This is a genomic window from Alphaproteobacteria bacterium (assembly GCA_016870095.1).
In the GTDB taxonomy this organism is placed as follows: Bacteria; Pseudomonadota; Alphaproteobacteria; order Paracaedibacterales; family VGCI01; genus VGCI01.
Window position 1 is genome coordinate 16669 of record VGCI01000001.1, and the last position, 16548, is coordinate 33216.

Annotated in this window: 9 protein-coding genes and 1 tRNA gene; 3 read left to right on the forward strand and 7 right to left on the reverse strand. The window is 39.2% G+C overall.

What is annotated here, in order from left to right:
- Window positions 1-2 precede the first annotated feature (2 nt).
- Together FJX03_00100 and FJX03_00105 are read right to left on the reverse strand one after the other, a co-directional pair.
- Window positions 3-920, reverse strand: a complete 918-nt coding sequence (locus tag FJX03_00100) for an FtsX-like permease family protein (GenBank protein MBM3632100.1) — start codon at window positions 918-920, stop codon at window positions 3-5.
- On the reverse strand, window positions 886-1623 hold the full coding sequence (locus FJX03_00105; protein MBM3632101.1) for an ATP-binding cassette domain-containing protein: 738 nt from the start codon (window positions 1621-1623) through the stop codon (window positions 886-888). Before FJX03_00105 ends, FJX03_00100 begins: the two co-directional genes overlap by 35 nt.
- Before the next feature lie 151 nt (window positions 1624-1774).
- Between FJX03_00105 and FJX03_00110 the strand changes: the two genes are divergently transcribed.
- Window positions 1775-1851: transfer RNA gene (locus tag FJX03_00110), tRNA-Met, on the forward strand.
- Between the two features lie 33 nt (window positions 1852-1884).
- Here FJX03_00110 and FJX03_00115 read toward each other — a convergent pair.
- Window positions 1885-2070: a hypothetical protein gene (locus FJX03_00115; GenBank protein ID MBM3632102.1), complete on the reverse strand. Its 186-nt coding sequence runs from the start codon at window positions 2068-2070 to the stop codon at window positions 1885-1887.
- 148 nt (window positions 2071-2218) lie between these two features.
- Here FJX03_00115 and FJX03_00120 point away from each other — a divergent pair, with 148 nt between their 5' ends.
- A complete protein-coding gene (locus FJX03_00120; GenBank protein ID MBM3632103.1) occupies window positions 2219-2902 on the forward strand; it encodes a hypothetical protein in 684 nt (227 codons plus the stop codon).
- Between the two features lie 93 nt (window positions 2903-2995).
- Here the strand turns inward: FJX03_00120 and FJX03_00125 are convergent, their stop codons facing one another.
- The gene (locus FJX03_00125; protein ID MBM3632104.1) at window positions 2996-4786 is read right to left on the reverse strand and encodes a hypothetical protein; all 1791 of its coding nucleotides are present in this window, start codon (window positions 4784-4786) and stop codon (window positions 2996-2998) included.
- A 167-nt stretch (window positions 4787-4953) separates the two neighbouring features.
- On the reverse strand, window positions 4954-10377 hold the full coding sequence (locus tag FJX03_00130; protein MBM3632105.1) for a hypothetical protein: 5424 nt from the start codon (window positions 10375-10377) through the stop codon (window positions 4954-4956).
- 344 nt (window positions 10378-10721) lie between these two features.
- Between FJX03_00130 and FJX03_00135 the strand changes: the two genes are divergently transcribed.
- Window positions 10722-13784, forward strand: a complete 3063-nt coding sequence (locus tag FJX03_00135) for a leucine-rich repeat domain-containing protein (GenBank protein MBM3632106.1) — start codon at window positions 10722-10724, stop codon at window positions 13782-13784.
- Window positions 13785-13849: 65 nt separating this feature from the next.
- Here FJX03_00135 and FJX03_00140 read toward each other — a convergent pair whose 3' ends face one another.
- Together FJX03_00140 and FJX03_00145 are read right to left on the reverse strand one after the other, a co-directional pair.
- On the reverse strand, window positions 13850-14983 hold the full coding sequence (locus tag FJX03_00140; protein MBM3632107.1) for a hypothetical protein: 1134 nt from the start codon (window positions 14981-14983) through the stop codon (window positions 13850-13852).
- A gap of 80 nt (window positions 14984-15063) precedes the next feature.
- A complete protein-coding gene (locus FJX03_00145) occupies window positions 15064-16545 on the reverse strand; it encodes an AMP nucleosidase (GenBank protein MBM3632108.1) in 1482 nt (493 codons plus the stop codon).
- Window positions 16546-16548 lie beyond the last annotated feature (3 nt).

Here is a 16548-nt window from a genome sequence, read left to right on the forward strand (position 1 = left end):
AACTACCCCAGACGAGATAAAGTTCGAAGAACAGAGAGTCTAGCTGCTAAAAGACTTATGCCACCGACTACAAATGGCAAAGATAAAATTGCCAATAAAAGGGGGATACTCAATGTGGGTTTCAACACTTCAGAAACACCCAAATGAAGACTCAACCAATTTAGCAAAAAGAGCGTGGGAAGAGCAATAATAACGCCCCACAATCCGCCTTTAAGGGCAAGCCAAAAGGCGCGCCGTTGAAATTTAGCAGCGATATAACTGTTATTCGCACCAACCAACCGGAGAACATCAATAATACTGGCATGGGTCGCCAGAGAAGATCTCGTAATCAGTGTTATGGTTACCATTACGGTAATTGCTATGAGACTAATAAATAAATAAGCAATAATTTCAAGTGAGAGGCGCAACTTCTCGAACATATGCTGCCATTGATTATGTTCTTCAATTCGTATTCCATGGGCAAATTGGCGTAACACAGCTGTTATTTCAGGAACATTCGGGGGAATTTCTGGCTTCATATCCACATCAATGAGTGCGGGAAGAGTTAAGTCTTGTAAGAGATTGACTTGTCCCACCCAGGGCTGCAAAAGCTTTAACACCTCTTGATTGTTAACAAGCTTTACACTGGCAACGCCAGGAATTCTCTGTAGGGTGGATAGTATGGTCTCAATAAGTGACTCTGGATTTTGGACACCATGAAGAGGTAGCTCAATGGTTATACGGCCTGAGCTGCTTAGATTCCATTGACTTAAGGAAGATGAGAGAGATATTGAACCCACAAAAACGAGGCTTAATAAAAAAACCATAAGACCCACAATCCAGCACACATAGCGACTGCTAACATCCTGTCCAATCGGAATATCATTAATGGTTTGAGAAGGTGTATTACGCATAATTATGATGGGCCTGTTGTTGTGCATAAGGTTGGTTCGCTATGAGTTGACCTTGGTGCAAATACAATTCTTCGTAAGGAAATTCTGCAACGAGTGACCGGCTATGGGTGGCCAGAAGAATTGTTGTTCCAATGCGGTTCAATTCTTGGAATAAATGAACAAGGCGCGTCGCTGCCTCATGATCTAAATGTCCTGTGGGTTCATCTGCAAGCAATATTAAAGGACGTGTAATCACGGCACGGGCTATAGCTACGCGCTGTTTTTGACCATCAGAAAGAGTTGTGGGGTTGCTTTTTAACAAATTACCCAAACCTGCCCATTGGAGTAATTCAACAGCTTGTGTACGGGCTTGCGTTAGTCGAACACCTGTAATCGTGAGGGCAAGTGCAACATTATCAACAATGCTTAAATGGGGAAGAAGCTGACAATCTTGCAATACAAGGCCAATTCGTTGCCGAAAAATAGGAATAGAAGCGGCGCCAATGCGACTAATGTCTTTACCAAAAACCTTTACGGTTCCTTGTGTTGGGAGAATGCCTCGATAGATAAGTTTTAAGAGAGATGTTTTCCCCGCCCCACTTACCCCTGTTAAGAAGTGAAAAGAACCTATTTTCAAGGAAAAACTTAAGTTTTGTAATACCTGACACCCAGGATATTTAAGGCCCACTTGGTCAAAGCTTACAATTTCAATCAAGTCAGATCGAGGATTTGTCAAAACGGTCTTCTCCATAATTTTGTTGACTTTGACATATTGTCTATAGCACGTCCAGGGGGCTGAGAAAAGAAATCAAGCGTGTTATTGATATTTCTCTTGCACAAAAGTTTAATTAAGAATAATAATCTAACACTATATTTGAGATTTTCCTCAGATTATTTCTTATCGCGGGGTAGAGCAGCCCGGTAGCTCGTCAGGCTCATAACCTGAAGGTCGTTGGTTCAAATCCAGCCCCCGCAACCAATCACCCCGTCATTTAATGTTTTTCAAAAAATCTTATGATGGGACAATATTAGAAAAATGTAGGTCTAGAACATTACCACGTTTCAAAACCTGCTTCCAAGCTTTCTTTGGGTCAGCCAAATATCCTTTTTCACCTTTTCCAGGACACACGTATGGACTTTTGGAGACTTGTTGTCGTTCCTTTAATATTTCAATGGCCGGAGACGTCAGGGGAAGCACATGAGACTCACCGTCTTTCGTTTCTTGGATATGCCATTAAAAGAATTTTATTGCGTGAAAAATTATGTTTCTCTTTAAAATAAAATTTGTCTAATTTCACGCATCAAGCTATAAAAAAAGTAATACGTCTGAGGATCGGGTTTAACATATGAAAACTATCGTCTTAATTTTTGCCCTCACTAGTTTGCCCATAATCATGGCTAATGCGGTGGATAAAATAAAAAGTGAAGAGGAAGCAAAACCGGACATCTCCAACCCAACCACGATTCAATCTGAAAATACTAATCCTCATCATCTTAAAATCGAACCCTATACATTGCCGGATGATATCTTCACATTGCTTGCAAACAGATCTGATCTAACAGCACTAGATGTTTATTTTACATTTTTTACAGATGAATTAGCGGGTTATTTGCCGAAGCTTTGCCCAGGAATTGTGGATATAAACCTTGATCACAGTGAAGTAACAGATAAAGGTGTTGGATTGTTAGCCCATGGTTTAAAAGGGTTGTTGAGGGTAAATTTAGACTTTAATGCCGTGACGGATGCGTCACTAGAATTTCTTGGAGAGAAGTGCCAAGGACTCACTTCCTTAAGTATAAAGGGAAATTTTCAAATAACTGACGATGGGGTCAAGTTGTTAATCAGTCGTTGCCCAGCCCTCACCAACCTTGATGTTAGTTTTACCAGTTGTACGGCTGCTTTGCTTGAATTCATGAGAGAGAAGAGGCCTAATCTTTCAATTGAAAGACAAACGAGACCGGCCCGATTAGTTCCTGCTCGAAAAAAATCATCGAATGTTAAAAAGCAAACGTCTAAAGCAAAAAAATAAAGCAATAGAGAAGCTGCAGACACAGTTCTATGAAAGGGGGTGTGCTCTTCCACTAAAGACGCGAAAGAACTTCCCAAAACCTTAAAAATATATCTAACTCTTTAAGAGTCCCGTACGTACGTTGTCTCCTAATTCTGCATTCACGTGGCTTGTATGGACAAAATTAAGACCTTCAACAATTCTTCTAAAGTCCTCGGTTCTATCTAGAATATCCAGTGTATTTTCCTTGTAGTGGTGTGAGTCAAGAAACCACAATACTCTTCGTTTGCCAAGAGGCCCGCCACTGGCAAACCAGTTGGTAATATGATCATATTCGCCACCTATAAATTGAGCGACGGGAGGATATATAGCGGCAATCATAAAGGGAAGGATTAAACCTTCTTGGGTAACAGGATTCGCGATTCCAACTTCGGCTCCTAAGATCCCTTTTTCTAAATAATCTTTAAATGGAACGAGGAAATATACCACAACAGCTCCTCTGGCTAATAAGGGGGGAATTCGGCTGAATACTTTACCGGCAATGGATTTAGGCCCCCAAGTTTTTTGAGGTTTCCATAAATGGAGCGTATCATTTATTTCCCTTTTTAAGCTGGAACTTTCCTTTGCGGCGGCTAGCACATGAAAGAGGCCCGTTAATACAGCGGTAGTTGCCCCTAATCCCATATTGATTTTATCATCCCCTCCACAAACTGCAGCAAATTTATGCATAAGACCATAGGTAAGAATTATTCTTGCTGGGAATGCTGTTGCCTGCATGACAGGGCATAATACACTAGCTAAATTTGAATTAAAACGATTCCATCTTTCAAGATATGAAATGCTATCTTTTAAAATTATTTCCTGCATAGTGCCCAATATAACTTCGTAACGGCGCTTAACCCTCTGGGGATCAGCTATGGGGCTCCAGTCAGATTGAGCACCCTGTACTACTTTCCTATCATCATTGTCATCATTATGTTCGTTTCCCTCATTTTCATCGGAAAGAACACCAAAATTTCCTCCGAGAGCTCTGACTCTAGAGGTAAGACCTTTTTCCTTAATAACATCTTCAACTGCTGAAAGTTTCCCGAGGCAATTTTCTCTCGAATTTCTATCCGCTTTATTCCAAAAGAAGTGCATTATGCCTTCATTGGGGTTGTTATTTGGACTCACAAAAAGCGCCCACACGGCAGGAAGAATGAGTGTTCCCAAAACGGCTCCCCAAATAACAGGATCCCCCCAACCCTGTACACGGGATTCAATGTTCATAATGAGTGCAAAATTAAGGGCTGACCAAAATAGCATTTGCACGAATTGTGTCGGGTAACTATATGTCCAAGCTTCTATTTTTGATAATTGACGTTTATTAACAATTTTGAGAGCTTCGAGCACTTCAGGCGCCGGCGTTTTAAGTCTACGCAAAACGGCTTTATAGGTCGCCTCCCCGCCAATGATAAGAGGGGTTAAAGCCATCAAGGCGACAACAGCATTTGTGCCTTCACTATCCGGGGGTAACACTTCAGAAGTTAAGCCCAGTTTGCCCAGTCCAATCATCCCCATGGGTACAAGGGCTTGAAAGCTTAGCACGGAAGCAAAGGCAGCTATAACGCCCCCGCAAACTCTTCTAACAGGGGGGGGAAGATAAAGACGAGAAGTTGATGAAAATGCTGTTTCAAGCAAATCTAGGTTAAGTCCATTTAATGAATTCGCTACTTGAGAAACATTTGATTCTAAGGGTACTCTTTCAAGAGAATTTTGAGGGGGCGTAAGTTTTGCCCGAAGGGTATCACTTGAATAAAGACTTGGAATTTCTTTAGTTTGCTCAGCACTTATAGGTTTATGAAAAGTATAGAAAACCGCGAAGACATAAATGAAGTAACGAACGAAGTGTTTATTCCCAAACATAGATTTGTTCCCTTATTATTTTTAACAAATATTATTTCTTTTCAAAATTATATTATCTGAAAAGGACTTATGGTTATTTATAATTTTTAAACATTTCACTCAATAAGAGCAAGAAATTTTAATCAAATTTCTATTAAATATTAGATAGTCATACTTGCTTCAGTCCTTTACTGTGGTGCATTTACAATACGTTGCGGCGTATAAAAGCGCGTATCAGTATTTTTAAATTTTTCAAGTAAAGGTGCCGGAATATCATTATCTCGGATGTCAACACTAATAAGATTGGGGAAACTATTTTTCCCAAGTGAGGGAACTTCCGTCAATAAATTATCTGCAAGATTAAGGTCGGTAAGATAAATAAGATCCCTTAAAAGTTCTAATGTTGATCCTCTACTTGTTAATTTATTTTTTGAAATGTTTAACGTGGTGAGTTTTGGAAATCTCTTATGTTGCTCTGCTGTTACCAGACTCGCTAAAGAGTCAATATGATTGGAACTCACATCGAGCACGAGCAAACCAACCATTCGTGGAAAATCAGTAAAATTTGTTAATGCAGCACCAGATAAGTAAAGATGTGTCAGATTGGTAAAAATGTGGAGACGATTTAAAAAATTAGCGTTTGGGCATACACCCGCAATCTTGAGTTCAAGCAGATCCGTGGCTTCAAATGAAATAGGAGATGTCAAAGTCATGGCGTCTCTAACTGTGCCGCTGGGGAGCCCATGAAGATAGGCAAAAAGAAGCTTTTGAGAAGAAATTTGGGGGTCATAAGGTTGACTCAAAAGAGGAATAAGTTTTCTAAGGTTTTGGATACGTGGTTTAAATTCACCTTCAGCTTGAGTCAAAGCGGTAAAGAAAAAAGGATCTCTGGCAATATATTCAATTGTATAGATGACTTCTTCCAGAGTTTCTTGAGTTGTATGTTGATCAATAACAACCTCTACTAAAAATTTTAATTGATCGAGAAGAGCCATATCTTTATGTTTCTGATCTCTTTCCGCATTTTTCTCCGTATTTGTACTTTTTAAAGAAGTAAGTTTGTCGATTGACTGGGTACAAAGAGTTTGTATTAATCGTTGAAATTCAAGTATTGCCATGGACGGCACCCCTGTATTGCATAACTCTAAAGTATGAAGTTTTGGCAAGCCAACAGCCGGGGCAGGATTATGAAAAGGTTCGTTCTCAATACGTAAGGTTGTCAAGTGAGGTAATGCTCTTAATCCAGATAAAAGAGGACTTAAAGATCTTAAGTTGTTATCTTTAAGGGTGAGCACTTGGGTCTTAGGGTAGAGTATGACGAGTTCTCTTAAAATGTCCGTCCCACGAGTTCCCGATATGGTGAGAGATTCTACGATGCCACTTACTTGCTGTGTCAGTCTCACCTGAAAACCCATTCTCAAAGAGGCGGCAAGTTCTACTAAGGCAATAGGGGCCGTCCTGGCAAGTCCCCTAATAATTGTAGGTTTGGTCCAATGGGGAAATCTATTATTCTCAAAGTCGATATTAAACTTTGAAGCTACTTCTAAAACTTCCTGCAACAATTGGGGTTCAAGTTCTTCGGGAACAACTTCTTTCAACCATTCTGTTGCCGCTTGGTCAATAGAGACAGGAGCATCCGCAGTTTGTTCGTGTAACCTATCCCATTCATTTAGAAGGGAGGCCATGTTTGTACCCACTTTAGATGTTTCTTCATTCATCCAATCAAAATTGCTTGTACTTTCTTCCATTGTTTTCGTTGGAATTGAATTTAGAGTCGGATTATCAATAGTTTCTATGAAAAATTGAAGTTCAGGGTATAAAGTTGAAAGAATTTGTCTGAACGTTATGGATAAATCTCTATTTAATAATTCTTGTAATTTAGCCGAACGCTCTATAAGTACCCCCATAAACCAAGGTTCAAATTCAGTAGTTGGAGACTGTTCTTTTAATCCTTTTAACCATTGCAAAGAGAGCAGCGGCATATAGATACTTAAAATAGATTTACGAAGTTTACAGGGTAAAAAAGTGGGTCGTGCGAGTAAGGGAGCCCACTTCTCACTATATGTTGCTAATGTATGGGAACCGGTTGTGTGGTTAAGCTTAAAAATACCTCTATTTCTATTTGGACCCAATACAAGTCCAATGGATCCAGGATCTTGCAAAATATTATCAGAGTAGGAAAGGCTACTTGCAGAGGGAAGAAGTAAAAGATCACCAATTGCGGCAACAATCATTTCCCATTTTGGATTGATTTCACTTCCAAATAATAACTGTCGCAAAAGAAAACCGGGAGCATGCCTTTGTCGTTGACTAGGCGTCAAGGCACGCTCAATTATTTGTGCACCCACACGCGATGTACAAGTTTTCTGAGTCTCAAATTTAACTAATTGTTCTCGCTCTAAAGCTCTTTTTTCATCTGCCGGCGTTAGTCCACGCATCCTAAAAAAGTAGAGTACGTTCGTCGGTGGCGCGACAAATACACTTCTGACGTCAAATAATAAGCTACTCCAACTTACGTGAAGTTTTAAAGGTCTTGGTACCTCAGCAACAAGATTTTGAGAAGGGATTAGGAGTGGAGAAGCCATATTGAGAAATGGATTGATTACGGCCAATGCTAAATTGGGATAGACTAAAGATAATTCAGTACATTCAGCTAAATCTCGGACCATATCTGCTAGCAAATGATCGGGTAAAGCAACAGCCACATTGCTTGCAACATTACTCGAACTTGAGCTCGCCGCTCCTGCAGATCCTCCTAAAACCGGCACCGTTTCATAGGCTTTCAGAGCTATTCTAATATCAAATGCACCTCTTTCCCGAGCTATATTATAATAATTAATAAAAAACTGAAACACACTTCCAGGAATTTTTTTAAAATCTGAAAGGGGCTTAACGTTATCAAAAAAATTTTCTAAGGGATGTTTCTTAAAATCAGTACTGGCAATATTATTAATAAAATCAATTTCAGCAATAACGTTACCATGCTCCCTCATTTTTTCTTCAATTTCCTTAAGAGCGTTTGAATTTCGCCCTGCAAGGGCTGCTATTTCTGAAGTTTCTTTTTGATTAGCTTCTGCTTGTCGCAAAGTCTCAATTGTCCGATTATTTCCCTCAACAATTTTTCTTAAATCAGTTATTTCAGTCCATAAAACACTTCTTCTCTTAGATTTTTCTGGTTTCTTTTTTGTTAAATCTTTTCTTTGTGCGATATATTTTATTGCGTGGGCCTTAAATAGATCAGCATACCCTCTATAAGATTCTACATCCTCTAAATTCATATCATTTGGTTGCGGATCAGTTGATCCCTTAATTCTAGCTTCAAGAGTGGAAAGTATTATGGGAACAATTGTTTCAAAAAACATTGGAACAATGTCTGTATCTTTTTGTGTTTTCTTCAAATGCTGCTCGTGAAATTCAAATTCAGAAGGCCACACGCTCTTTAGTACAGCTGTATAAGTAATGTCTTCTGGGGCTAAAGCTGATCGAAGGGCATAAAAATTATTAATTATCATTTGAATGGCTTGTTTGCGTCCACCAATCAGGAGACCGAGGGCGCGGGCTTCGTTAAGTTCTTTTTTGGGTTGTTCTCCATTAACAGTAGGATTGAGATTATTTTGTTCTATAAGGGTATCATAATATCCTTGAAGCGTTGTAAGTTCTGATAGGACACCTGCTAAAACAAGATATATGTCACTAGACACAAAAATTTCTTTAATCTGTGGGGGTATAAGAGTGTTCCTAAAAGGAAGAAGATATAAAATATTGCTGGGATGTTGAGCGGGTTGACCATTTTCCTCAGTCAAGGAAGGAATTGGAAATAGGGGGTTGAATCCGACATTTTTTAACCGTCTTGATTTTCCATTTTGAACGAGCTCAAAGTTGTCGAGTGGCGTATGATTTCTGGTTAATAGGCTAAAAAGAAAATGCACCCCTAAGGATTTCTCATCAAGAAGTTCCGCAAGACTGACTTGACCTGTGGCCACGGTATTTAATACACCTCTTAAAGATTGTCCCGTTAGTTTTCGTTGTGCCGTCACGAAATACGTATTTTTTGCCATTTTCCAGTTTTTCGAATCGCTCAAAAAGTTGTCTGTAAAATTATTAGGCGTTAGGTTTTGGGTATTTAAGGGTCTTAAACAATCTACTTGACTGCAAGTGAAAAAAACAAGTGGTTCTGTGGGTATCCCGAGCAGACTTTCAAGCCAATAGCGGGTGAAGTGTTCCCCAATATGGGAAAGTGAGGAGGGAAGACTTCTTCTAAATACAAATTTCCCAAATTCGGTTTCTACGCCTTGTGAAGTTTCTCTATTTCCGTCAACCAAATCCGCACACAAAGTGCCTCTCACCGCTAAACTACATATTTTTCTGGCGAATGATTGTGTTAATCTCTCGCCCGTCTGGCCAGGTATTGTCAATACAGCTGTTGGGTTAGCGTCATCTTGGCTTCCTACCATGTATACTTTTTTAGAAGCTGCGTAAAATGCTAAAGCTTTTTTTAAGTTGCTTATTATAAAAGGTACATTTAACCACGGAGAAATTTCTTTACGAAATCTTTCCCTGTTTTCGTCCCACTGCGGAGGGGGGGCAAATTCTCTAGCCAGGTCATTTGCCAAACTTTCTTTAAGATTAGGTGTTTCTTGAGTAACAGCTGGCTTTGGTGAGGTTAGTAATTTTTGCAAAGGTTTGGGTAGGTATGAATTTGATGCTGAAGAGGGAAGAATAGGCTCGGCCGATTGTAGGGGCATTTCAATAGTAAATTCTTCATCTACATTTACGTGCTTAAGAAAATCAGCTATCGGGTTGTGCGTATCATTTGTGAAAGATTCTGAAGCAATAATCTCATAGTCTGGTATATCAGCAATAGGCAACGTTCTTTGAAGTATTGCCCACAATATCGCGGCTTTCTGATCATAAAATATATATAAGGAATCTACTATTTCTTTTAAAATAATTTGTAGTTTTTTGCGAGCGGCCAAATCCGTTTTAGAGGGGGTATCAATTTTAATATTATTATAAACTTTTAATGCTTTCTCAGTTTCTTGGCGAAAATTTTTAATGTGGCGATACAGTGTTTTAAGATCACTTCCCTTTAATTTGCCGTTCCGAATCTTAATAGATAATTCCCGGGCGAGATCTTCGTGTTTTTGCCAGACCGTTTGCTTTAAGGCAAGATTTAGGGTTTCCGTGCAAGTGGTGATTGTCTCAGCAAACGCGATAAATTGCGAAAGATTATCGATGACACCATCTAAATTTTTTAGATTTTCCATAGGGTCAGAAGTAGAAGATGTCGACATCGAGCGTGAAGCAATCAGAGATAAATGTTGTTCACTCGTAACTAGAATTTCTGGTTGACTAAAGGTTTTTAATAAGACATCTAGCTCATTACGAAATGAAGATGGTAGTGAAAGTCGAGAACATTGTGCTGCAATTTTTCCTTTCGTCGAATTTAGAACGTCATCTTGAGTAAAAAGCTCAGCTTTAACGTCACTTTCAAGTGTGGCTAAACGCTCTTTTCCGCTTGCTAAACGTTCCTGGTATTTTTGGAGAGTAATATCTTCCGCGAGTGAGAGCGAAGGAGTAAGAAAAAACAGTAAAAACGGGAAATATTTCATTTACATCAAAATCCAGATTTGGCCAGGTCACCAGTAAAATTAATATAAAATTTATCTTATACCTTTTACAAGTTTTAGGTAAACAACAAATTTGAGCCTGCTTCGTTTAAGAAAATGTTTAGTGGCAGTATCTGAAGCATATCAATTCCTGGGTTTTTAAAGCAGGGTGGCAAAATGTCCGTATCTTTTGGGGACATATTTCGAGCGTTGGTGACAAAGATATTCAGTTCTGTGAAGTTCTGAAACATTATGGTTTTGAAGAATATCTGCTATTGACAGAAAATTGAGACCTTTATATCTTTAGGATAAATTATTTAAAATAATAGATAAAGGTAAAGTATCTCATGAACAAATTATTTAAGTATTTTCTTTTATTTACTGCAGTTTTATTGTCTTTAGCAGAATCAAAAGCTGCGGATAGTTCAGATGAATCTCATGCGCCTCAGGCGCCAATAACATGGAATCATGTAAGACGAACTTCTCAAGGCCTTCCACAAGCTTCCTCTTCCAGCGATGCGATTATACAACTTGTAGATCCTGATGATGTAGATTTAACTGCTTCACGGCAAAAAGACCACCCTATGGTCTCAGCTGCATCAAGCTCATCCTCCAGAGCCGTTGCAAGTTCATCCCAATCTCACCCATCAAATGTATCGGCATTCGGAGGGCAGATGAGTATGAGCAATTCTCAGCCACAGCTCACTCAAGAGCAAGCATCTTCTCCAACGGCTGCCTCACAAGAATTCCAGCCGCATTCTCTGTCAACTGATGCAAGATTTGACCATATGGTGCGTTCCGCATCTTTATCTTCATTAAGAGGTGATGAGTCCCACATTTATTACAGGGCACCAGAAGTAGTGCCTCTTCCAAGATCTCTCACGCGCGTTTATGAAGATCATGCTTTGTCGGATGAATCCATCGTTGATCCCCGTCACAAGCCATATGGGAGAGATTATTCAAAACCGGGTAAAAGTGTTGTAAATCCAATTCTTTGGCAGTGGCTTACAGATACGCAAACTTTTTGGGGAAAATTTAATGAGGCTCATAGAGAATTAAAAGCAGCTCAAAGAAAATTCGAAGCAAAGGAACAAGAAAGTGATAAACTTTCAATATTTCCCGAAAAAGTTGATTTAAGTGCCAGTTCAAGCTCCCTTTTGGGTAAGTGGAATATGACGGCAGATGAAAAAGTAGCGGCTAGTTATCAACGTGCTAGGGCTAGAAAGGAGGAAGCTGAAAATGCCTATAAGATTTTAGCCAACGAGGCTCAACGTCGTCACCCAAGCTTATCTCTTGATGATATAATTAACAAATTAGCTTGTGGAACATTAGCAACAGCGGATGCCAGCATTCTTCATCGAAAAGAATCCTCTCCTCTAGCTCGTGCAAAACCAGCTTTTAAAGCTTTTGTGATAGACCCCTTTGATTTGAAAATTAGTTTGGGGAGTTTGATCAACCGATTGGATCGTATTGAACGGGAAAATGAAGCTTTAATCTTTTTAAATAGGATTTACAAACAAGAAATATTGGCTCGAGTCGGTGGTTGGAGAATAGCTGCTTGGAAAGAATGGCTAAATTTAAATAAGGAAGAAGGACCACTACATGCAGTAATAGATAATTTGTCAAAAAAATTTCCTTTTAGATCCCTGACAAGATGGAATAGGGATCTTTCTACGAACAAGGGGGTCGTTATGGCGGCTCTTCATAGAGACGAAAGAGGAACACATGTGTGGAAACGTTGGCTGCAACATGTTCGAAAATATGTAAATCCTTTTGAGCGGAATTTTCAATCATCGTCTTCTGCAATGCAAAAGTTAGATGAGCAGTATAGAAACCTACCCAAAAACTTCACGCCTGGTGGGGAACCGATCCTTGGTGAGAGCGTTGATCGAGGAAATTTTTCCCAAAAAGTTTACGATGGTTTAGATATTACAGATGCGGATTGGGGAGATTGTGAGGATGCGGATCTCAGGCAATCTAATGATCCAAATCTCGAGGCTCAACGTTTGGTGCGGCAGAGAATGTATACAAACAAGAAAGGAGATGTTGTTCCCTTTTATCCGATGAAAGACAATGATAAAGCTGGGGACGCTACGCGCGACGATTACAGAAAACTTATTGAATCGATTCGTGATGTTAGAGATGAGGTCAATGCTGAAACAGGTCTTGTAGATAATTCCTTAGCAGACAAGTGGACGGCAATGCCTAAAAAATATAACCCAATGGTTAGAAGTTTTAGATCTTTTAAATCTGTAGAGTTTCACAGAACTGTATATAAAGATGTTCTGAGACAATTACATCTAAAGTCGAAGCCAGTTATGATTGGATATGGTGATGGTTTAACAAAACCCAATGAACCTCAACCAACGGATGACCCCATAATTCACCCATATAATTATACTCAGATCAAAGATTATAATGGTTTATGTACAAAGATGGAGTTTCTTCTGGAGTCGAATCGAAATCTTTGGCGACAAATCACATCCAGTCAAGGATCATGGACTTACATTCCTGCTGCTTGGGAATTTGTTGTCTTCACTAAACCGGAAAAACCGAAGACAAATATGATTAAGTTCGGTGTGGCAGATCCACAATTAGAGACTTTTGATTTAAGAAAGAGTGATTTAACAGATGAAGAATTACTTGTAAAATGGCCAACCACAGAAGGATTAAAAGGAATTTTTCATTGGTGTAAGACGTTGGATCTAGGTCACAATAAACTTAGCAATCCTAGCTCAGCAATTGATTTTACAAATCTTACAACGCTATATGCGAACCATAATAATTTGGGAGGATTATTTTTTCTTGAAAAGAGCTGGGGGCGGTTGGAAAGGCTCTCTGTTGCCCATAATCGGATAGTACATTTTCCTCCACTCACTGGCGTTAATACGCATTTCTTACAATATTTAGACATTTCTAATAACAGACTGAATGAAGTAGCACCCTTAGGCAATATGGTTCAACTCTTTGAACTCATTATTTCTGGAAATCCAGTTGCTACTCTCAAAGGGTTAGGGGGCTTAAAAAATCTTCAAGTCTTAAAAGCTGCTAATTGTGAACTTGTTGGGAATTGGGATGTTGTTATACCTTCCCTATCTGAGCTCACAACACTTGATTTGTGTGAAAATCCGAGTTTGATTATGTTGCCCTATCTAGATGAAAAAAATCAGGATGATAATGTGGATTCACAAAATTATGAAGAAGAGGTGCAAAGACTAATTCCTGATGTTATTGAGGCGAATGATACTAAATTTAATAATGCTTTCCCTCAATTGACGAACTTGAAAATTCGAAATCTGATTCTACAGACCAGAAAAAAGACAGTTCAAGAAAATGAACGTCCCATAACTTTAAGTGACTTAATCAGAGGACGCATTATCCTTAAGCAGCAAAAAGAAAATCGTGAATAAAGTGTGGAAATTATTTTGGAAGGAAGGAATTTATATTTAAATTCCTTCTCTTCGTGATGAAAGACCTATTTATTGATTCCCAACTTTTGAGTAATTTTTTTCAAAACGTTTGGTTTATTTTTTTTAGCATTATACGCCAGAATATCAGAATTTTGTTTGGACAGTTCTGCATTCATGCTGGATGTGTATTTTTCACAATTTTTTCGACTATTCAAGTCAATATCTCCAAAAATTTCTTCAAATAATTTTACAGGATCATTATTCTTACCCGGAAAATTCTGTGGATTTTTAGCTCTTCCAACAATGTTTTGAACCCTTGCTTTCAGGTCTTCAAGAGATTTATGTATTTGTTCTATATTGAGTTTATAATCCTGAGCTGTCTTGTAAGTATTATTCTTTTTTTCTTTAACAAATATCACGTTATAACTATAATTTTTTGTTTTAGCTTTAGGATTGTTGTGATCAGTTTTTGAGATAACAATGACTTTATTAACTACAGTTCCAGGTTTTGCATTCTTTACAATTGATTGTAATTCTAAGGGAATTTTTGATAGCTTCATATCTTGAAATTGATTTGGAAATTCATTTGCGTTAAAATCTTTTACGAATTTCAAGTAATCTTCGGCCTCAGCTTTAGTGTCAAAACTATCAATACTAATACTGTATTCATCATTTTCAGGAGTACCGTATCCTACCGGTTTTGGAGGGATTTTATCTAGCCATTGAGTTTGAGTTTCTTGTATCAGCCTTTGGCAATCGGACTTCTTAGCAAGGAGAAGCCAATTGCTAATTTTTTCTAAAAATAAAGCATCAGATGAAATTTGAGAATCTGATGATGAAAGGGGGAGAGGTTGTGACCCTAAATTTATTGTTGCTCCCCCAGAATTTCTGGAATTCGGAACAGGTGGGAGTGGTCTCTTTGATGTTGAAGGCGTGTTGGGTTGGAATGAAGAAGCGGGCAGGCTCCCTTGATTTGAATTGTTGGGTAATGCTGGGGTTGATTTTAAAGTCCCGCCACACAAGGAGTCTTTAAGTATAGAACCACAATCTGCTGTACACTGGTTTTTCTTGAAACTGCCTTTGCAAGCATCAACCGTCGCACAAAGTATTGAGCATTTTTCAGCGGGAATGGTTGCTTGTGTGCCTGATGTTAAACTCATGAGGCCAGCCATAAGCAAAAATATATTTCTTTTCATCATTTTTTACTCCCTAAAATAGAAAATTCTATTTCTTAGAATAAATGAAAATATTTAAGAATTATTTAAGGGGCAAAGAATAGTTAACGAAACGGGGGCTCATCAAATCCGCGCAATTTGCGTGAATGAAGTTGATCAACCCCTTGCTCGCGCAACAAACGCACCGTTTCGAGACCAATTTTTAGATGTTGATTCACCCGTTCGTTATAAAAATTGTTGGCCATGCCCCGTAGTTTAATTTCCCCATGAATGGGTTTGTCGGAAACACACAACAAAGTTCCATAAGGTACGCGGAAGCGGTAGCCATTGGCAGCAACAGTAGCGGATTCCATATCGAGGGCAACTGCTCGACTTTGTCGGAATCGTTCATAAAGAGAATCAGATCGCAATTCCCAGTTTCGATTATCAGTTGAGACAACCGTTCCGGTGCGCATCCCAGTTTTAAGATCTTTTCGATCCAAGGCTATATTTTCGACAGCTTGTTGTAAAGCTACTTGAACTTCAGCTATAGGGGGAACAGGAATCCAGGTGGGTAAGTCCTGATTCAAAACATTATCTTCCCGCACATATCCGTGAGCTAAGACATAATCACCCAAAGCTTGAGTGGAGCGTAGCCCTGCGCAATGTCCCAACATCAGCCAACAATGAGGGCGTAAAACCGCCAAATGGTCTGTTATGGTTTTGGCATTTGTGGGCCCAACACCAATATTTATAAACGTGATGCCCATGCCATCTTTCCGTTTTAAGTGGTACCCCGGCATTTGTGGCAGATTTTTGGGAATGGTGACATCGAAATTGCCCTTTTGATAAATGGTATTCCCGGGGATAACAAGAGCTTCATATTCCGAAGAATTTTTAAGTTGCTCAATCCCAAATGCCACAAACTCATCCAAATAGCGTTGATAGTTGGTTAACAGGACAAATCCCTGAAAATGATTCGGAGACGTTCCCGTGTAATGATGGAGACGATGGAGCGAATAATCGGCTCGCTCCCCACTAAACATGGAGATGGGTTTAATACCCGATGCTCCCGGACGGAAAGTGCAGTTGGCAATATTATCGTTAACCCGAGTTAAGTCTGGCAAAGCAAATCCATTTTGCAATTGCCATAATTGCCCCATATCTAAGGTACGCGGGTCTAATTGAGCCGGGGTGTGATCCATAGCAAAGGGTAGGGGAATTGGCCAGTTGCTCGATCCTACATAAACGGGAACTTTATGACGTTCAATAAGGAGGCGAATTTGTTCGAGATAATACTCTTTAAAAATATCCAGACGCGTAACTGTGCCCCCGTAAACACCGGCTTCAACAACAACACCATAAGAAAGTCGAGCATCTAAATTAAGATCTTTGGAAAGGACTTGAATACCAACATAAGGGTATGTCGCTTCGGCTAACAGAGACTCTGGAACTTCTTCACCTTCCAAAAGTCGCTGAAAAGCATCTCGTATGAGCATACTATTCTTGTTATAAATGGCTTCAATGGCATTAACGGCTTCAGATGCATCCATATATCCTACAACGTCTTTTACGTCAGGAAATAAATTCTTCGTTAGGTCACTCATATT